This window comes from Streptomyces sp. NPDC002784, from assembly GCF_053592135.1.
On the sequence record NZ_JBSFVD010000001.1, the window covers coordinates 641,854 to 657,284 of the forward strand.

General features: G+C 69.4%; 15 protein-coding genes. 9 read left to right on the plus strand and 6 right to left on the minus strand.

The features are described 5' to 3' along the window. The first annotated feature begins 111 nt into the window (after window positions 1-111). The 4 genes from ACWD1Z_RS02885 (at window position 112) to ACWD1Z_RS02900 (ending at window position 2,930) form a co-directional block, all read left to right on the plus strand. Entirely contained in the window at window positions 112-321 is a 210-nt protein-coding gene (locus tag ACWD1Z_RS02885; RefSeq protein WP_365445829.1) for a hypothetical protein, read from the plus strand. After that, window positions 305-826, plus strand: a complete 522-nt coding sequence (locus tag ACWD1Z_RS02890; RefSeq protein WP_451114996.1) for a DUF6879 family protein — start codon at window positions 305-307, stop codon at window positions 824-826. The genes ACWD1Z_RS02885 and ACWD1Z_RS02890 overlap by 17 nt, the downstream gene beginning before the upstream one ends. Before the next feature lie 3 nt (window positions 827-829). Next, window positions 830-1,660, plus strand: coding sequence for a helix-turn-helix domain-containing protein (locus ACWD1Z_RS02895; RefSeq protein WP_451114997.1), 831 nt, complete (start codon window positions 830-832; stop codon window positions 1,658-1,660). 682 nt (window positions 1,661-2,342) lie between these two features. Then, on the plus strand, window positions 2,343-2,930 hold the full coding sequence (locus tag ACWD1Z_RS02900; protein WP_451114999.1) for a recombinase family protein: 588 nt from the start codon (window positions 2,343-2,345) through the stop codon (window positions 2,928-2,930). Window position 2,931: 1 nt separating this feature from the next. Here ACWD1Z_RS02900 and ACWD1Z_RS02905 read toward each other — a convergent pair whose 3' ends face one another. Together ACWD1Z_RS02905 and ACWD1Z_RS02910 are read right to left on the minus strand one after the other, a co-directional pair. Further along, on the minus strand, window positions 2,932-3,468 hold the full coding sequence (locus ACWD1Z_RS02905) for a DoxX family protein (protein WP_451115000.1): 537 nt from the start codon (window positions 3,466-3,468) through the stop codon (window positions 2,932-2,934). A gap of 163 nt (window positions 3,469-3,631) precedes the next feature. Next, window positions 3,632-4,909 (minus strand): hypothetical protein, encoded by a 1,278-nt coding sequence (locus ACWD1Z_RS02910; RefSeq protein ID WP_451115447.1) that lies wholly within the window; start codon window positions 4,907-4,909, stop codon window positions 3,632-3,634. 165 nt (window positions 4,910-5,074) lie between these two features. Here ACWD1Z_RS02910 and ACWD1Z_RS02915 point away from each other — a divergent pair, with 165 nt between their 5' ends. Next, on the plus strand, window positions 5,075-5,962 hold the full coding sequence (locus ACWD1Z_RS02915; protein ID WP_451115002.1) for a DUF4429 domain-containing protein: 888 nt from the start codon (window positions 5,075-5,077) through the stop codon (window positions 5,960-5,962). A 23-nt stretch (window positions 5,963-5,985) separates the two neighbouring features. Here the strand turns inward: ACWD1Z_RS02915 and ACWD1Z_RS02920 are convergent, their stop codons facing one another. Then, entirely contained in the window at window positions 5,986-6,780 is a 795-nt protein-coding gene (locus ACWD1Z_RS02920; RefSeq protein WP_389415363.1) for a class II aldolase/adducin family protein, read from the minus strand. Window positions 6,781-6,943: 163 nt separating this feature from the next. On the opposite strand from ACWD1Z_RS02920, the gene ACWD1Z_RS02925 reads away from it, so the two are divergent. Together ACWD1Z_RS02925 and ACWD1Z_RS02930 are read left to right on the plus strand one after the other, a co-directional pair. Further along, window positions 6,944-7,570, plus strand: coding sequence for a hypothetical protein (locus ACWD1Z_RS02925; protein WP_451115003.1), 627 nt, complete (start codon window positions 6,944-6,946; stop codon window positions 7,568-7,570). Between the two features lie 42 nt (window positions 7,571-7,612). Further along, on the plus strand, window positions 7,613-8,086 hold the full coding sequence (locus tag ACWD1Z_RS02930) for a pyridoxamine 5'-phosphate oxidase family protein (RefSeq protein ID WP_451115005.1): 474 nt from the start codon (window positions 7,613-7,615) through the stop codon (window positions 8,084-8,086). Between the two features lie 12 nt (window positions 8,087-8,098). On the opposite strand, the gene guaA is transcribed toward ACWD1Z_RS02930, so the two are convergent. Continuing rightward, window positions 8,099-9,673: a glutamine-hydrolyzing GMP synthase gene (gene guaA, locus ACWD1Z_RS02935; RefSeq protein ID WP_451115007.1), complete on the minus strand. Its 1,575-nt coding sequence runs from the start codon at window positions 9,671-9,673 to the stop codon at window positions 8,099-8,101. Between the two features lie 307 nt (window positions 9,674-9,980). Here guaA and ACWD1Z_RS02940 point away from each other — a divergent pair, with 307 nt between their 5' ends. Continuing rightward, window positions 9,981-10,268, plus strand: a complete 288-nt coding sequence (locus ACWD1Z_RS02940; RefSeq protein WP_451115008.1) for a chorismate mutase — start codon at window positions 9,981-9,983, stop codon at window positions 10,266-10,268. Window positions 10,269-10,851: 583 nt separating this feature from the next. Beyond that, window positions 10,852-11,916, plus strand: a complete 1,065-nt coding sequence (locus tag ACWD1Z_RS02945) for an LPXTG cell wall anchor domain-containing protein (protein ID WP_451115010.1) — start codon at window positions 10,852-10,854, stop codon at window positions 11,914-11,916. 94 nt (window positions 11,917-12,010) lie between these two features. On the opposite strand, the gene ACWD1Z_RS02950 is transcribed toward ACWD1Z_RS02945, so the two are convergent. Next, window positions 12,011-13,786: a GMC oxidoreductase gene (locus ACWD1Z_RS02950; protein WP_451115011.1), complete on the minus strand. Its 1,776-nt coding sequence runs from the start codon at window positions 13,784-13,786 to the stop codon at window positions 12,011-12,013. A 12-nt stretch (window positions 13,787-13,798) separates the two neighbouring features. Beyond that, window positions 13,799-15,412, minus strand: coding sequence for a succinic semialdehyde dehydrogenase (locus tag ACWD1Z_RS02955; RefSeq protein ID WP_451115013.1), 1,614 nt, complete (start codon window positions 15,410-15,412; stop codon window positions 13,799-13,801). Between the last annotated feature and the right edge of the window lie 19 nt (window positions 15,413-15,431).

The window sequence follows — 15,431 nt, forward strand, 5'->3', positions numbered from 1 at the left end:
CGTTTATTCCGCATCAGGAATAGTTCGGTCCTGACATGGACGAGGAACAACGGGCTACGTAGCGTCGATCAGCAAGAGCCCCAACAGGGGCCACACAGACGAGGGGCCACCATGGCACGTGAGGAACTGACCCGTCTCACCGGCAAGTTCGACGGACCCAACTGCGATGACGACGACTGTCCGAACGTCTACCGCACGGCAAGCGGCTCCATCGTGGTCCAGGGGGACGTGTCCAGCGCCTTCCAGCCGCCCGAGGGTGAGGCCCTGGTGGAGATCCCCGAAGCAGTGCTCAGGGAGGCCGTACGTGCTCTTGGATGGTGATGAGTGGCGCAGGACGTTCGACGCCTTCCAGCGTGACGCCTGGCGGTTCGAGGCTCAGCCCACGTACACCATGCCCAAGGAGACCGAGAACGTTGCTCGGTTCCTTCGGAGGGAACCCAAGCCCACCGACCACAACTCACGCTGGCATGAGCGCGTGCACGACTACGTGGCATCGGGACGGAGTATCGGGCGAGTACGAATCGTACGACAACCGTTGACGGACTATCAGCGATACCAATTCGCTTGGGGAATCCCCGGGAACATCCAAGCCGGGGAGGATATCCGCATCCTGGATGTCACACACAATGACTACGGTCTACCGCTCTCGGGAACCGACTGGTGGATGTTCGACGCGACACAAGTGGTGCGCCTCAACTTCCGACCGGACGGGACACAGATCAACCGTGAACTGTTCACTGGAGACATCGCTCCGTATCTGGAATGGAAGCGCATAGCTCTGGCCCACTCCGTACCGTTCTTCGAGTACGTGAAAGAAGCCGAGTGACGAGTGACGTTCGATCCTGAGCAGCTAGGGCAGTCGAAGACTGATCTGGCAGAAAAGCTCCGCGAGTTGCGTAAGCGAGCCGGTCTCACGGGAGATCGGCTCGCAAGGCGTTGCAACATGTCCCAGAGTCAGATCAGCAAGTTCGAAACCGGCAAGAAGACACCGAAGCTGGTCGATGTCGAGCGCATCCTTCGAGCCCTGGACGCTCCCCCTGAGTTGGTCACGGAGATTACCGCCCTTGCTCGGATCGCCAACACCGAGTGGCAGGACAAGCGCTCTTCCTGGCGCAGGGGGATGGAGAAGCGTCAGACGGAGTTGGCCTCATTGGAGTCCGAAGCGACGGAGCTGCGGTACTTTCTGCCAGCGATGATCACAGGACTGTTGGCGACACCGGAATACATCCGTGCCAGCCTGAGCCACACGCCAGGCGACCCTTCCAAAACCATCACGAGAAAACTGGAGCGTCAGGCCGTTCTCTACGACACGACGAAGACGTTCACGTTTCTCCTCACGGAACAGGCAATCAGGTGGGCAGTCGTCCCTCGCTCCGCCCTGGCCGTTCAGATTGACCGTCTCACATCAGCCTCCCACCTTCCCAACATCCGCATGGGAGTTATCCCGATGGGGACGGTGATACCACGAGGACCGATGAACACCTTCACCGTCTATGACGACCGGTTGGCCACGGTCGAGAACTTCACTGGCCGCATGGTCTTTCGCGATCCCCGCGACATCTCTGAGTACCTTGCCGTCTTTACCTCGTTCGAGCGTCACGCTCTATTCGGCGGCGAAGCAAGAGAGTTGCTTGAGCAGTGCACAGAGCACTATCGATGATCTTTAGTCAGGAACGGGAATACTGATCGGCGTTGCTCGCCAACTGGTGGACCATGAATGGGTCACGAAACCGGGGAGGACTGATGGCGAGCACACAGCAACTTCAGGGCTACGGGCTCACCGAACTGCCGCCAGAGCCAAGAGCGGTTCCAGGATGCAGCGCCTGTCTCGACATCTGCGTACGCCGAAAGAATTCCCGGTCGAGAGGCGACCACAGCGCCGTCTCTGATGCGAACGTCGAGCTGCGCCAGCATCACTCCGAGGCGCACAACTCATGAGCTCTGGGAAGGCGGTTGGACTCTTCGACGACCGCCCCTTGATGACCATGCGCGTCTCCCGCGACTCAGGTAAGACCTGGGAACCCGAGCGAACCGTGTCCACGGCGGACGATCTTCAGCCCCTCATGACCCTGGCTTGGCCTCCCTGCCAGTGCACACGGTGCACGAAGCGCGGTAAGTCCTGAAACTTGTACAGCGTCGAAGGAACCTGCCCCTGCGGTCCACGCCAGGGAAACCCACCCTCATTACCCCCGGGTGCATGCCGCAGGTCATGTCTCAGAAACCTTGGTTTACGAGACGGCACCCAACAAGACCCCCAGGGTTCCGCAGGGGTGTCCAAAACCCGTCTCACAACCACCTCAAGCCACTTGCTGTTTTGAGACGAGTTGTGAGACGTTGGGCATGTGACGACGCCTACCACCGGCCACCTCATCGGCTACGCCCGAGTGTCAACCGACGACCAGGAGGCACAACTTCAAAGCGATGCCCTCACTGATGCGGGATGCTCTCGGATCTTCGAAGACAAGGCATCCGGCAAGAACACCGATCGCCCTGAACTGACAGCCGTACTCGACTACCTGAGGGCAGGAGACACCCTCGTCGTCTGGAAGCTCGACAGGCTTGGCAGGTCCCTCATCGACCTTGTGAGCATCGTGGACGGCCTGAGGGGCCGTGGCATCGGCTTCAAGGTACTGACGGGGGCTCTCAGTGCCGTGGACACGACCTCCGCCGACGGCCGTCTCTTCTTCCAGATCATCGCCGCCATGGCGGAGTTCGAGCGCTCCCTCATCAAGGACAGGACCAAGGCCGGACTGGAAGCGGCCAAGGCACAGGGGCGCACCGGAGGACGCCCCACAGTCATCACTGATGATCTCCTCACCGTGGCCAAGGCAAGGAAGGCCAAGGGCGAGAGCGTCAGCGCCATAGCCAAGGCTCTGGGAGTGTCCAGGGCAACGCTGTACCGACACCTGTCCGCACAGGAGCAGCTCTGACTTACCGCCAAGCCCCCGCCTGGCCCCGTCCCCGCCGTCGGCCCCTGATCACGGCATCCAGTGACCAGTAGGGCGCCCCGGCCAGCACGAGCGGCACCCAGCAAAACATGTACGGGAGGTCGTTGCCGTAGTAGTACGGTTCCGCGGCCCAGCTCACCGTCAGCCACAGGCTGAGCGAGATCAGGGCGCCGCCGAGGGCCGCGAGGCGGGCGAAGAGGCCGAGGAGGGTGCCGATGCCGACGGCCAGTTCGCCGAAGGCGATGGCGTAGCCGAAGGCGACGGGGTTGTCGAGCGCGGTGTCGACCAGGGAGGGGACGGCGGAGGAGTCGCGGACGGCGCGCATCATGTCGCCGATGGAGCCCGAGCCGGAGTCCTGCAGGAAGGCGCTGTCGGTGAGCTTGTCCAGGGAGGCGTAGATGAAGGTGACGCCGAGGAAGATGCGGAGCGGGAGGAGGGCGTAGCGGGTCGCCAGGTCCCGCCAGTCGTGGCCGCCGTCCAGATAGGGGTCGTGTGTGTCGGTACGGAAGCCATGCGTCATAGGTGCCGCCTCTCGCCCGTCGGGACGTGCCCCTCACGGGACGATACGTTCACCGGCCGGGGCCCGCTCAATCCTGACCAGACCATTTTCTCCGGGTGGACGGTTTTTCGCCCCCGCCCTGGACCCGCCCCGGCGGTCCGCCCGGGCCGTCCGCCCCGCGCGGTCACTCCGTCACATCGATCGCGTACCGCCCGGTCTCCACCCCGGCGGCCGTCACGACCTGTACCTCCACCCTCCCCGGCTCCACATCCGCGGGGACCGGGACCGTGAGGACCGTGTCCGTCGGGTTGCTGAAGCCTCCGGCCACCGGGACCAGCGGGACGTGGACGTTGACCGGGCCGATGCGGACGACCATGCGGGAGAGCCGGTCGGCCGTGCCCGCCCCGGGCGGGACGAACCCGGCGCCGCGGATCTCGATGTCGTCGCCGGTCCGGATCGGACCGTCCAGATCGCCGGCCTCGCGGGAGCGGACCACGGAGAGGATCACCGGACGGCCGCCCTCGGCGTACTTGCCGGCCAGGTAGGTCGCCGCGGAGATCAGGACGACCACCGCCAGGCCCCAGGGCAGGTCCGGGAGTTGGTCGGGGCGGCGGGCCAGGCGTACCGCGGCGAACAGCAGGGCCACCGCGCTGATGACCACGTACTGGATGTCGGCGAAGGTACCCCGGCCCGCGTCGTCGGTCAGGAGGTCGGCGGCGCGTGGGCGGTCCGCGGGGACCTTCTGCAGGCGCTGGCCCAGCACCCGCAGGCCCACCACCCGGCGTACCAGTACGGCGAGGGCGCAGACCACGGCGAGGACGGTCACCGCACCGGCCCCGCGGACGAGTTCGAGGCCGGAGATCAGGGCGTCGCGTTCGTCGGGGTCGGAGGCGACGGCGAGGCGGCCCACCAGGACCAGTACCGCGTACGCCACGAAGAGCACCCACGCCGCGGCCACCGCGCGGGAGGTGGAGAGCCGGTTGTCCTCACCGATGACGGGGGCCAGCGCGCCGCCCCGGGCGCGGTGGAGCCACGACGCGGCGGTCAGCGCGCCCGCCGTCACCACCGCCGCCAGCAGTCCGGCCGTACGGGCGCTGGTCCAGCCGGTGCCGATCGCGGTGAGCGACTGGACCAGGAGCAGGGCGACGACCAGGGTCCACACCGTGCACGCGGTGCCGCGCCACAGGCGGGCCAGCCAGGCGTCGCCCTCGGCGCGGCCGCGTTCGGCGACCAGTCCGGCGGACTGGGTGAGTTCCTCGGAGACCCACTGCCGGGACGCCGAGGCCGAGTGGGCGACCGCCGCCGGCAGCCCCTGCCCGGCCGCGAACTCGTCCCGTTTCAGCAGGAATTCGGCCACCGCCCGCCGGTGTCCCGCACGCGCCCCGTGCGGACAGTTCCCGCAGGTGCAGCCACCCGCGTGGGCACCCCCGTCCGAGCCCTGTCTCGCCTCCTGCACCGCCACGTCCGACGCCGCCTTCCCCGCGCTCAGTACCGTCACAACTCCAGTGCGATGACAGCGAATTGTGCCCTACATCACCCCGGCCGCGCCCGGCAGGTCCGGTCCGTGGAAGGCCGGCCGGGAGTGACGTGCGGTCCGCCGTGTTGACCCGGCTGGGAGAATTTCCCCATGGCCGAGATCATCCAGCGCGACGGGACCTGGGCCTTCGACGGCGCCACGGTCAGGATCACGCCGGGTCTGCACCGCTCGGTGGCGTTGTTCCGGCAGACGTACGGGGAGATCTCCGTACCGCTGGAGGCGGTCGCCGGTGTCGTCTTCGAACCCGAGCGCAAGCGGGGCCGGCTGCGGATGCGGCTGCGGGAGGGCGCCGACCCGCTGCTGCACGCGACCGGCGGACGGCTGCCCGATCCGGCGGACCCGTACCGGCTGACGGTGGACGTCGACCGGGCCGGGGTCGCCGAGTACGTGGCCGAGGAGATCCGCCGTTGCCTGTTGCTGGACCAGATCCCGAACGAGCCCACCAAGACCTATCTGCTGCCCGGTCCCCCGGTGCCGGTCTCGGTGCGTTCCTCGGACGGCACGGTCTCCTTCGACGGGGTCCAGGTGCGCATCGACTGGGCCGACACCTCCGACCGGGTCAAGCGGGCCACCGGGCCGCGCATCATCGACCTCGCCGATGTCGCCGGGGTGGAGTGGCTGCCCAACTCCGGCTACGAGGACGGCTTCCTGCGGTTCGTGACCCGTGAGACGTCCTTTTCCAAGCTGCCGCCGGAGAAGGACCCGTACGCCCTGGATCTGTGGGGCAGCGCGCGCCGCGATCTGCTCACCGCGCTGGTCGCCACCGCGGTGACGGCCCGGCTGCCGCACCCCTCCACTCGCACCGGTGTGCAGTTCGCGGAGCCCGTCCGCCCGCTCGCGGCGGCCGTGCCGCCCCCGGCCGACCATCACGACGTCCTCCTGCGCAGGCTGCGGGAGCTGGGCGAGCTGCACCGGGACGGTGTGCTGACGGACGAGGAGTTCGCGATGACGAAGGCCGCCGTGCTGCGCGGGTTCTAGAACGAGAACCGAACGAAGCACCACTAGCTCAGCAGATCCGGCTCGCTGCGGCTGATGTCCTGCCACATCGGCTGGTAGTTGATCCACGCGACCAGGTCCCCGCCGAGCTGTTCCCGGGTCGCGACCGCCGCCTTGTGGTCGATCAGGACCGGCCGGCCCGCCGCCTTCGCGGTCAGCTGCACCTGGCAGGAGCGCTCCAGCGACAGGAACCACCAGGCCGCCGCGTCCACCGAGTCCCCCACGGTCAGCAGTCCGTGGTTGCGCAGGACGAGCGCCTTGTTCGAGCCGAGCGTGCCGGCGATCCGGCGGCCCTCCCGGGCGTCGACGGCGACGCCGCTGTAGGCGTCGTACAGGGCGATGTCCTCGTAGAAGGCGCAGCTCTCCTGGGTGATCGGGTCGGGGAGGTCGCCGAGGGCGGCGAGCGCGCGGCCGTGCACGGAGTGGCAGTGGGCGACGGCGACGACGTCGGGGCGGGCGGCGTGGACCTGGGCGTGGACGGTGAAGGCGGCCTGGTTGACGTGGTAGCGGCCGTCGACGACCTGGCCGTCGGAGTTGGCCAGCACCAGATCGCTGACGGTGACGTGCCGGAAGGGCATCCCGAAGGGGTTCACCCAGAAGCAGTCGCTGAACTCCGGATCGCGCGCGGTGATGTGCCCCGAGACGCCGTCCTCGAAGCCGAGGCGCCCGAAGATCCGCAGCGCGCCCGCGAGCCGTTCCTTGCGGTGCCGGCGTTCGTCCTCGACCGACTCGTGCATCGGCGGCATGGCGAAGCGCAGCCGGTCGGTGGGCAGCGGAGACGGCGGCGTGGACCCGGACATGTGGCAGCCTCCTGCGCTGGTTCCGTTACGGCCCGGAAGTTACCGTCGGTCAGGGCAAAAGGGCAGGGCCGAGTGGTGAAGGTGACGCACAACCCTTTCAGGGACTCATGGGTCTGTGATGCGGAACAAGAGATTCAGCGTCACTTTTCAGCCAGGAGCCTTCGTGAGTATCGCCGACCGCCACGTCACCGCCCTCATGCGGCAGCTCGCGTCCCAGGACGTGGTCGAGCTCGTGCATCCCCTCGCCGAGTGGGAGACCCTCGGCGCCCTGGCGTACATCGCCGAGTGCTACGGCTTCCGGTACGCGGACGTCCGCCACGTCGGCAAGCAGAAGACCCTGTACGTCCGCATGGTCCGCGACGCCGACCCGCGGGCCCGGCAGCGCGCGGCGGCCAACGCGGCCGCGTTCCCGCAGGCGGGCGCGGGCGGCCCGGTGCCCGGCATGCACCAGGGCTCGCTGACGCCCGTCCCCGAGGCCCAGCCGGACGTCGACCTGATCGCCACGCTCATCCGGTACGACGCCCTGGGCGCCGCCGCAAACCGCAAGCAGCTGATCAGCATGTCCTGGGCGTTCCCGCTGCTGTTCGTGCTGCTGGCCGCCGTGACCGGGAAGTTCGCGGTGCTGTTCACGCTCGCCGCCCTGACCCCGGCGTTCCTGCTGATCACCCTGCGCGTGAACGAGGCCCGGCGCGCCAAGCTGGCCGAGCGCCTGACGGCGGCGGGCTGCGCACCGGCGCGGGACGAGCGGGGCCGGGACACGTTCGTACGTCCGCTGCCGTACACCGCCTGATACCGGACAGCAGATGTCGGGTTTCGGCGCCACACTCGTCGTATGACGAACAGCTGGGCCGCCTTCACCGCCGCCGAACCCGACCTCGCGAGGCTCGTGGAGGAGCGCTTCGGCGCCTACACCCACCACATCCTCGCCACCCTCCGCAAGGACGGCTCCCCGCGCACCACCGGCCTGGAGACGCGGTTCCTGAACGGGGAGCTGTGGCTCGGCATGATGCCGGGCTCGCTCAAGGCGCTGGACCTGCGCCGCGACCCGCGCTTCGCGCTCCAGGCGAACCCGGGGGAGGGCACCGGCATGGGCGGCGGCGACGTGCGGATCAGCGGGCGGGCTGTGGAGGTCCACGACCCCGCGGAGAAGGCCCGGTACGGCGAAGAGGTGGAACCGCCGGAGCCGTTCCACCTCTTCCGTGCCGAGCTGACGGAGGTCGTGCGGACCTGCGTCGAGGACGACAGGTACCTCGTCCTCCAGGTCTGGAGACCCGGCGAGCCCCTGCGCCTGATCAAGCGGACCTAGTACGACTGGGGCCTACTCCCACTCGATGGTGCCCGGCGGCTTCGACGTCACGTCGAGGACGACCCGGTTGACGTCCCGCACCTCGTTGGTGATGCGGGTGGAGATCTTCGCCAGGACCTCGTAGGGCAGCCGCGACCAGTCGGCCGTCATGGCGTCCTCGGAGGAGACCGGGCGCAGCACGATCGGGTGGCCGTAGGTGCGGCCGTCGCCCTGGACGCCGACCGAGCGGACGTCCGCGAGCAGGACCACCGGGCACTGCCAGATGTCGCGGTCCAGGCCGGCCGCGGTGAGCTCCTCGCGGGCGATGGCGTCGGCGTCGCGCAGCAGGTCGAGCCGCTCCTTGGTCACCTCGCCGACGATCCGGATGCCGAGGCCCGGACCGGGGAAGGGCTGGCGCTGGACGATCTCCTCCGGCAGGCCCAGCTCCTGGCCGACCATCCGGACCTCGTCCTTGAACAGCTTGCGCAGCGGCTCGATGAGCTGGAACTCCAGGTCCTCGGGGAGGCCGCCGACATTGTGGTGCGACTTGATGTTCGCCGTGCCGGTGCCGCCGCCGGACTCGACCACGTCCGGGTAGAGCGTGCCCTGGACCAGGAACTCCACCGCCGGACCCGCGTCCGCGATGATCTCGGCCTGGGCCTGCTCGAAGACCCGGATGAACTCGCGGCCGATGATCTTCCGCTTCTCCTCGGGGTCGGAGACCCCGGCCAGCGCCTTGAGGAACCGCTCCTCCGCGTCCACGACCTTCAACTGCACGCCGGTCGCGGCCACGAAGTCCTTCTCGACCTGCTCGGTCTCGCCCTTGCGCATCAGACCGTGGTCGACGTAGACGCAGGTCAGCTGGGAGCCGATGGCCTTCTGGACGAGGGCGGCCGCCACGGCGGAGTCGACGCCGCCGGACAGCCCGCAGATGGCGCGCTTGTCGCCGACCTGCTCGCGGATGGCCGCGACCTGCTCCTCGATGACATTGCCCGTGGTCCAGTCCGGCTTCAGGCCCGCGCCCCGGTACAGGAAGTGCTCCAGCACCTGCTGGCCGTGCGTGGAGTGCATGACCTCGGGGTGGTACTGGACGCCGTAGAGCTTCTTCTCGTCGTTCTCGAAGGCGGCGACCGGGACGACGTCCGTGGAGGCGGTGACGGCGAAGCCTTCGGGGGCGGCGGAGCAGGCGTCGCCGTGCGACATCCAGACGTGCTGCTCGGCCGGGGTGCCCTCGAAGAGGGTGGAGGACGTCCGGGAGACATGCAGGTCGGTGCGGCCGTACTCGCGGGCGCCGGTGTTGTCGACGGTGCCGCCGAGGCTCTGGGCCATCAGCTGGAAGCCGTAGCACATGCCGAAGACGGGGACGCCGGCCTCGAAGAGCGCGCGGTCGAGCTGGGGGGCGCCCTCCTCGTAGACGGACGAGGGGCCGCCGGAGAGGATGATCGCCGCCGGATTCCTGGCGAGCATCTCCGCCACCGGCGTGGTGCTCGGCACGATCTCGCTGTAGACCCGGGCCTCACGGACGCGACGGGCGATGAGCTGGGCGTACTGCGCGCCGAAGTCGACGACCAGGACGGTGTCGGGGGCGGCGGGGGTCGCTGGTGACACGGGTTGCCTTCCGGCGGCTTGAAAGGGGCTGTGCCATCGATTCTAACGGGGCGGCCAACGGCGGATGGCGTCTCAGGATGCGAACCGGGTTGGCGGTCACCGAGGGGAGCGGCATACTGACCGCATGCTCACGCACCCGACCTTCCGCTTTACCTATGGCACCCGGCCCGCCGGCTGCCATGGTCGTGCTGCTTGAGCAACTGACAAGCGACTTCCCAGGCGCCCCGGGCCGACAAGGCCCGGGGCGCCTGTCGTTTCCGGACCGTGTCGCCCCGGGGCACCCCACCCCGTACAGGAGACCCCCGGCATGACCGCCACCGCAGCAGAGAAGACCGGCGCCCGTACCGACGAGGCCGCCGGAGTGATCACCGGTGCCCGGCAGCGCATCGACTCCCTCGACGACCGGATCATCGGCCTGATCCAGGAACGGATGGCCGTCTCCGCGGTCGTTCAGGAGGCCCGGATCTCCTCGGGCGGGCGCCGGGTGAACCTCTCCCGTGAGATGGAGATCCTCGACCACTACCGGCAGGCGCTCGGCAAGCCCGGCACCGCCCTCGCGATGACGCTGCTCGAACTGTGCCGCGGTCGCATCTGAGTTCGGGCCCGCCCTCACCCGTACGGCGCGTGACCGGGGGCGAGGCGCTTCGTTGGTGGAGGTGTCCGTGCCAGCCAGGGGCGGGCCCGAGAGAACCACGCGTGGCTCACTGGAGCGATGAGACGTGCGGATCGTGCCGTGCGTCGTGGGACCTCGCTCCAGTCGAGTGACCGGACGGCAGGGGACAGCAGCCCGGTCACCCAAGAGAAACGGCCGGCTCCGGGGACGCCCGGGGCCGGCCGCCGGGAACACACCCTCGCATTGCCCTGTGCTGTCGCACCGCAATGCCGCAGGCCGAGATCTCACGGCCACCACCGGACCAGCGGCGCAACCCCCCGGCGCCGCTCCCGGCACCGGCGACGCCCTGACGTCGGTGCTGACGAAGGAAGGGCCCCGCGGCTCCGTCCCCGCGGGGCCCTTCGCCGTCTCCGCACCCCGCCGCAGAGGCGTGAGCCAGGTCACATAAAAACTGTGTGAGTGCGAGGACAACCATTCGCAGGGTTCGCGGATCAAACCATGCGAACCGATGGCCACACCCGCACCCCCAGGCGGCGGCCTCCCGCACCGACTTCCCGAGGTCTTCATGAAGCTTCGCCGTGCCCTGGCCGCCGCGGCCGCGACGGCCGCCATAGCGCCGATCGCGCTGCTGTCCGCACCGGCCGCGTTCGCGACGGACGAGACGTCGCCGGCGCCGTCGACGTCGGAGAGCACGCCCGCCGCCGACCAGTCCACCCCGGCAGGCGACGACAGCACCACCCCGGCGCCCGAGACCTCCACTCCGGCCGGTGACGACAGCACCAGCCCGGCACCCGAGACCTCGACCCCGGCCGGTGACGACAGCACCAGCCCGGCACCGTCGGGCACCACCCCGCCGGCCGACCAGAGCGCCTCCCCGTCGCCGAGCCAGAGCACCCCCTCCGACGAGGAGTCCGAGGACGAGGACGGCGACGAGGTCGTCGAGGAGTGCCCGGTCGACGAGAACGGCGACCCGGTCTGGGACATCAGCGAGGCCCTGCACAGCTCGCTGTCCGGCCTGCCGGAGACCGTCGTCGCGGGCAGCGGCTGGACGGACTTCCAGTTCGACGTCAGCAACTCCAGCGACGAGACGATCGAGGACATCATGCCCGTCGTCGGCGTCGCCGCGATGGACTGGGAGCTGGAGGACGACTACACCGACCTGGTCACCGTGCAGGTCAGGAGCGGCGGCGGCTGGGTCGACCTCGCCACCCAGTTCGGTGAGGGCGGCGCGCTCAACACCTTCACGCTCGAGGGCGGCCAGTCGATCAGCTACGACCTGCGGGTGAGCATCGCCCGCGAGGTCCCGAGCGCGGTCGGCATCGCCATCGGTCTGGCCGAGTACTCGACCGAGGACGGCTGCTGGACCTCCGAGGACGAGAACTACGGCATCTACTTCTTCGAGGTGCTGCCGGCCGGTTCGAAGCCGGGCACGCCGGACGACTCCAAGCCGCAGACCGGCGGCAAGGACGAGATCACCGACGTCAGCGAGGTCGACGTCGACGGTGAGCTCGCCGAGACCGGTTCGGACTCCGACCTGCCGGCCCTCGCCACCATCGGCGGGATCGCGATCGTCGCCGGTACGGGCGTCGTGTTCGCGATGAAGCGCCGCAAGGCGGGTGCCGAGGCGTAAGCCTCACCGGAGGCTCACGCAAGAAGAGAGCCTGACGCAAGGAAAGGAGAAGGACCTGCGCTCGGAGGGGGGCGCAGGTCCTTCTCGTGTTCCGTCACTTCTTCGGCGGCACCGCCGGCATCCCCAGGAACGGCAGCCGCAGCGCGCCGAACGCCTCCATCGGGACCGCGGGCGCCTTCGGCTCGACCGGCTGGAGCCGCTGGTACGGCCGGTCCTGCGCCGGACGTGGGTCCTCCTCGCCCTTGTTGGGCCACAGCGACATCGCCCGCTCGGCCTGCGCCGTGATGGTCAGCGAGGGGTTCACCCCCAGGTTCGCCGAGACAGCGGCGCCGTCGACCACCGAGATGCCGGGGTGGCCGTAGAGCCGGTGGTACGGGTCGATGACGCCGGTCTCGGGCGAGTCCCCGATCGGGCAGCCACCGAGGAAGTGGGCGGTGAGCGGGGTGCCCATCAGCTCGCCGATGTTGGAGCCCGCGAAGCCGTTGATCTCGGCCGCGATCGCCGACGCGCCCTCCGTGGCCGCCTTGATCTGCATGGGGTTCGGGGAGCCGTGGCCCTGGCGGGCGGTCAGCATGCCCTTGCCGACGCCGTCCGGTTTCAGGTACGTCGTCAGGGAGTTGTCCAGGGACTGCATCACCAGCCCGATGATGGTCCGCTCCGACCAGCGCCGGTTGGACAGGGAGCGCAGGACCTGCAGCGGATGCCGGGCCGCGTGCCCCAGCCAGGCCGCGACCCGGGAGGAGCCCTCGGTGTAGGGGACCTGGAGGATCGTCAGGCTGCCCATGGAGTTGGAGCCCTTGCCGTAACGGACCGGCTCGATATGGGTGTTCGGGTCGGGGTGGATCGAGGACGTGATGGCCACCCCGCGGGTGAAGTCGACCTTCTTCTCGCCGCTGACCTTGCGGTAGCGCCGGTCGGTGGTCTGCGCGCCCACCAGCGCCTCGGAGTTGGTCCGGGTCAGATCGCCCAGCCGGGGCGACAGATACGGCAGGTGTCCGCTCGCCTTCATCCGGTGCAGCAGGGTCTGGGTGCCGTAGGTGCCGGCGGCGAGGACGACCCGGCGGGCCTTGAAGGTGCGGCCCCCGCTCTTCCTGCGGCCCGTCGGCAGGGTGGCGACCGCGTACCCGCCCTGGGAGTCGTCGGTGACCGACACCACCGTCGTCATGGGGTGCACGACCGCGCCGGCCTTCTCGGCGAGGTAGAGGTAGTTCTCGTTCAGGGTGTTCTTCGCGCCCTGCCGGCAGCCCGTCATGCAGCCGCCGCACTCGGTGCAGGCCTGGCGGGCCGGGCCCACCCCGCCGAAGTAGGGGTCGTCCACGACCTCGCCGGGCTTGGCCTTGACCGTGCCGTCCGCGTCCTTGCCGTCACCGAAGAAGACGCCGACCGGGGCCATGTGGAAGGTGTCCCCGACGCCCATGCGCTGGGCCGCGGCCTTCAGATGGACGTCGGAGGGGGTCATGGTCGGGTTGAGCCGGACGCCGAGCATGCGCTGGGCCTGGTCGTAGTACGGCTTCAACTCCTCCTGCCAGTCGGTGATGTGCCGCCACTGCGGATCGTCGAAGAACGGCTTGGGCGGTACGTAGAGGGTGTTGGCGTAGTTCAGCGAGCCGCCGCCGACGCCCGCCCCGGCCAGCACCATGACGTTGCCGAGCAGATGGATGCGCTGGAGGCCGAACATCCTCAGCTTCGGCGCCCAGAGGTAGTTCTTCAGGTCCCAGGAGTTCTTGGGGAGGGTGTCGGGGGTGAAGCGGCGGCCCGCTTCCAGGACACCCACCGTGTAGCCCTTCTCCGTCAGGCGCAGGGCGGTCACCGAACCGCCGAAGCCGGATCCGACGACGATGACGTCGTAGTCGTAAGCGTCTTTGCTCACGCGTTCTCCCCTTTACCGGAACCGGAAGGCCTTCATCAGCCGCAGGCTCCTGCTCATGAACCGGGCGTACTTCTCGTCGTCCATGCCCAGCGACGGCGCCATCGGCAGCAGGCGCTGGTGGGCCACCGTCTGGGCCTCGGTGTACTTGAGGATGCCCTCGGAGCCGTGGCGGCGGCCGAGGCCCGAGTCCTTCATGCCGCCCATCGGCGACTGGACGCTGCCGTAGGCGGGGGCGTAGCCCTCGTTGACGTTGACCGTGCCGGTGCGCAGCCGGGCGGCGACCGCGCGGCCACGGCGGCCGTCCTTCGTCCAGACCGAGGAATTGAGGCCGTACGGCGTGGCGTTGGCGTGGGCGATCACCTCGTCCTCGCTCGTGAAGCGGTAGACGGAGACGACCGGGCCGAAGGTCTCCTCGGTGCAGACCGCCATGGGCGCCTCGACGCCGTCGAGGATGGTCGGCTCGAAGAAGTACGGGCCGATGTCCGGGCGGGCCACACCGCCGGCGACGAGGGTGGCGCCCTTGGCGACGGCCTCCTCCACGTGCCGCTTGACGGTCTCCAGCTGGCGCTCGCCGACCAGGGAGCCCATGTCGGCGCCGTAGGCGAGGGAGCGGCCGAGGCGCATGGCCTTGGTCCGGGCGGCGAAGCGCTCCAGGAAGGCGTCGGCGATCGACTCGTGGACGTACAACCGCTCGATGGAGATGCACAGTTGGCCGGCGGAGGAGAAGCAGGCGCGGACGGCGCCGGCGGACGCCTTCTCGATGTCGGCGTCCTCCAGGACCAGCATGGCGTTCTTGCCGCCGAGTTCGAGGGAGACGCCGACCAGCCGGGCGGCGGCACTCCGGGCGACCTCGCGGCCGGTGCGGGTGGAGCCGGTGAAGGAGACGTAGTCGGCGTGCTTGACGACCTCGGGTCCGACCACCGGTCCGTCGCCGAGCACCACCTGGAACACCTCGGCGGGCAGACCGGCCTCGACGAGCAGGTCACGGGCCCACAGGGCGGTCAGACAGGTCTCCGTGTCCGGCTTCATGACGACGGCGTTGCCCGAGACGAAGGCCGGCAGGGCGTCGCCGACGGACAGCTCCAGCGGGTAGTTCCAGGGCGCGATCTGGCCAACGACCCCGCGCGGGTGGCGCAGTTCGGTCACCTTGGTGAGGGCCGGGATGGCGCCGGTGTGCCGCTTGGGCCGCAGGTAGGCGGCGGCCCGGCGGCCGTAGTGGCGGGCCGCGACGGCTACGGCCTGCACCTCCTCGTGGGCGTGCAGCCGGGCCTTGCCGGTCTCCAGCTGGATCAGGTCGAGGACCTCGGCCTGGCGGGCCAGCACCAGGTCGTGGAAGCGCAGCAGGACCGCGGCGCGCTCGCGTACCGGGACCTGCTCCCAGACCGCCTGGGCGGCGCGGGCCGCGGCGAACGCCTTCTCCACGTCCTCGGGCGTGGACTCCGGCAGGTCCGCCAGCTTCTCGCCGGTGAACGGCGTGTGGTTGGCGGTGCGGCCCGATCCGGTCACGCCCTTGGTCAGCTGGGCGACCAGCTCGGGGGTCACCACGTCGGCAGCGGTGCGGACGCCCTCCGGGGCGGGGGCGAGGGGATTCGTGCCGGTCTGTGCCGGGGCCTGCGAGTCCGTCATGACGCGCAGGGTATGCCGC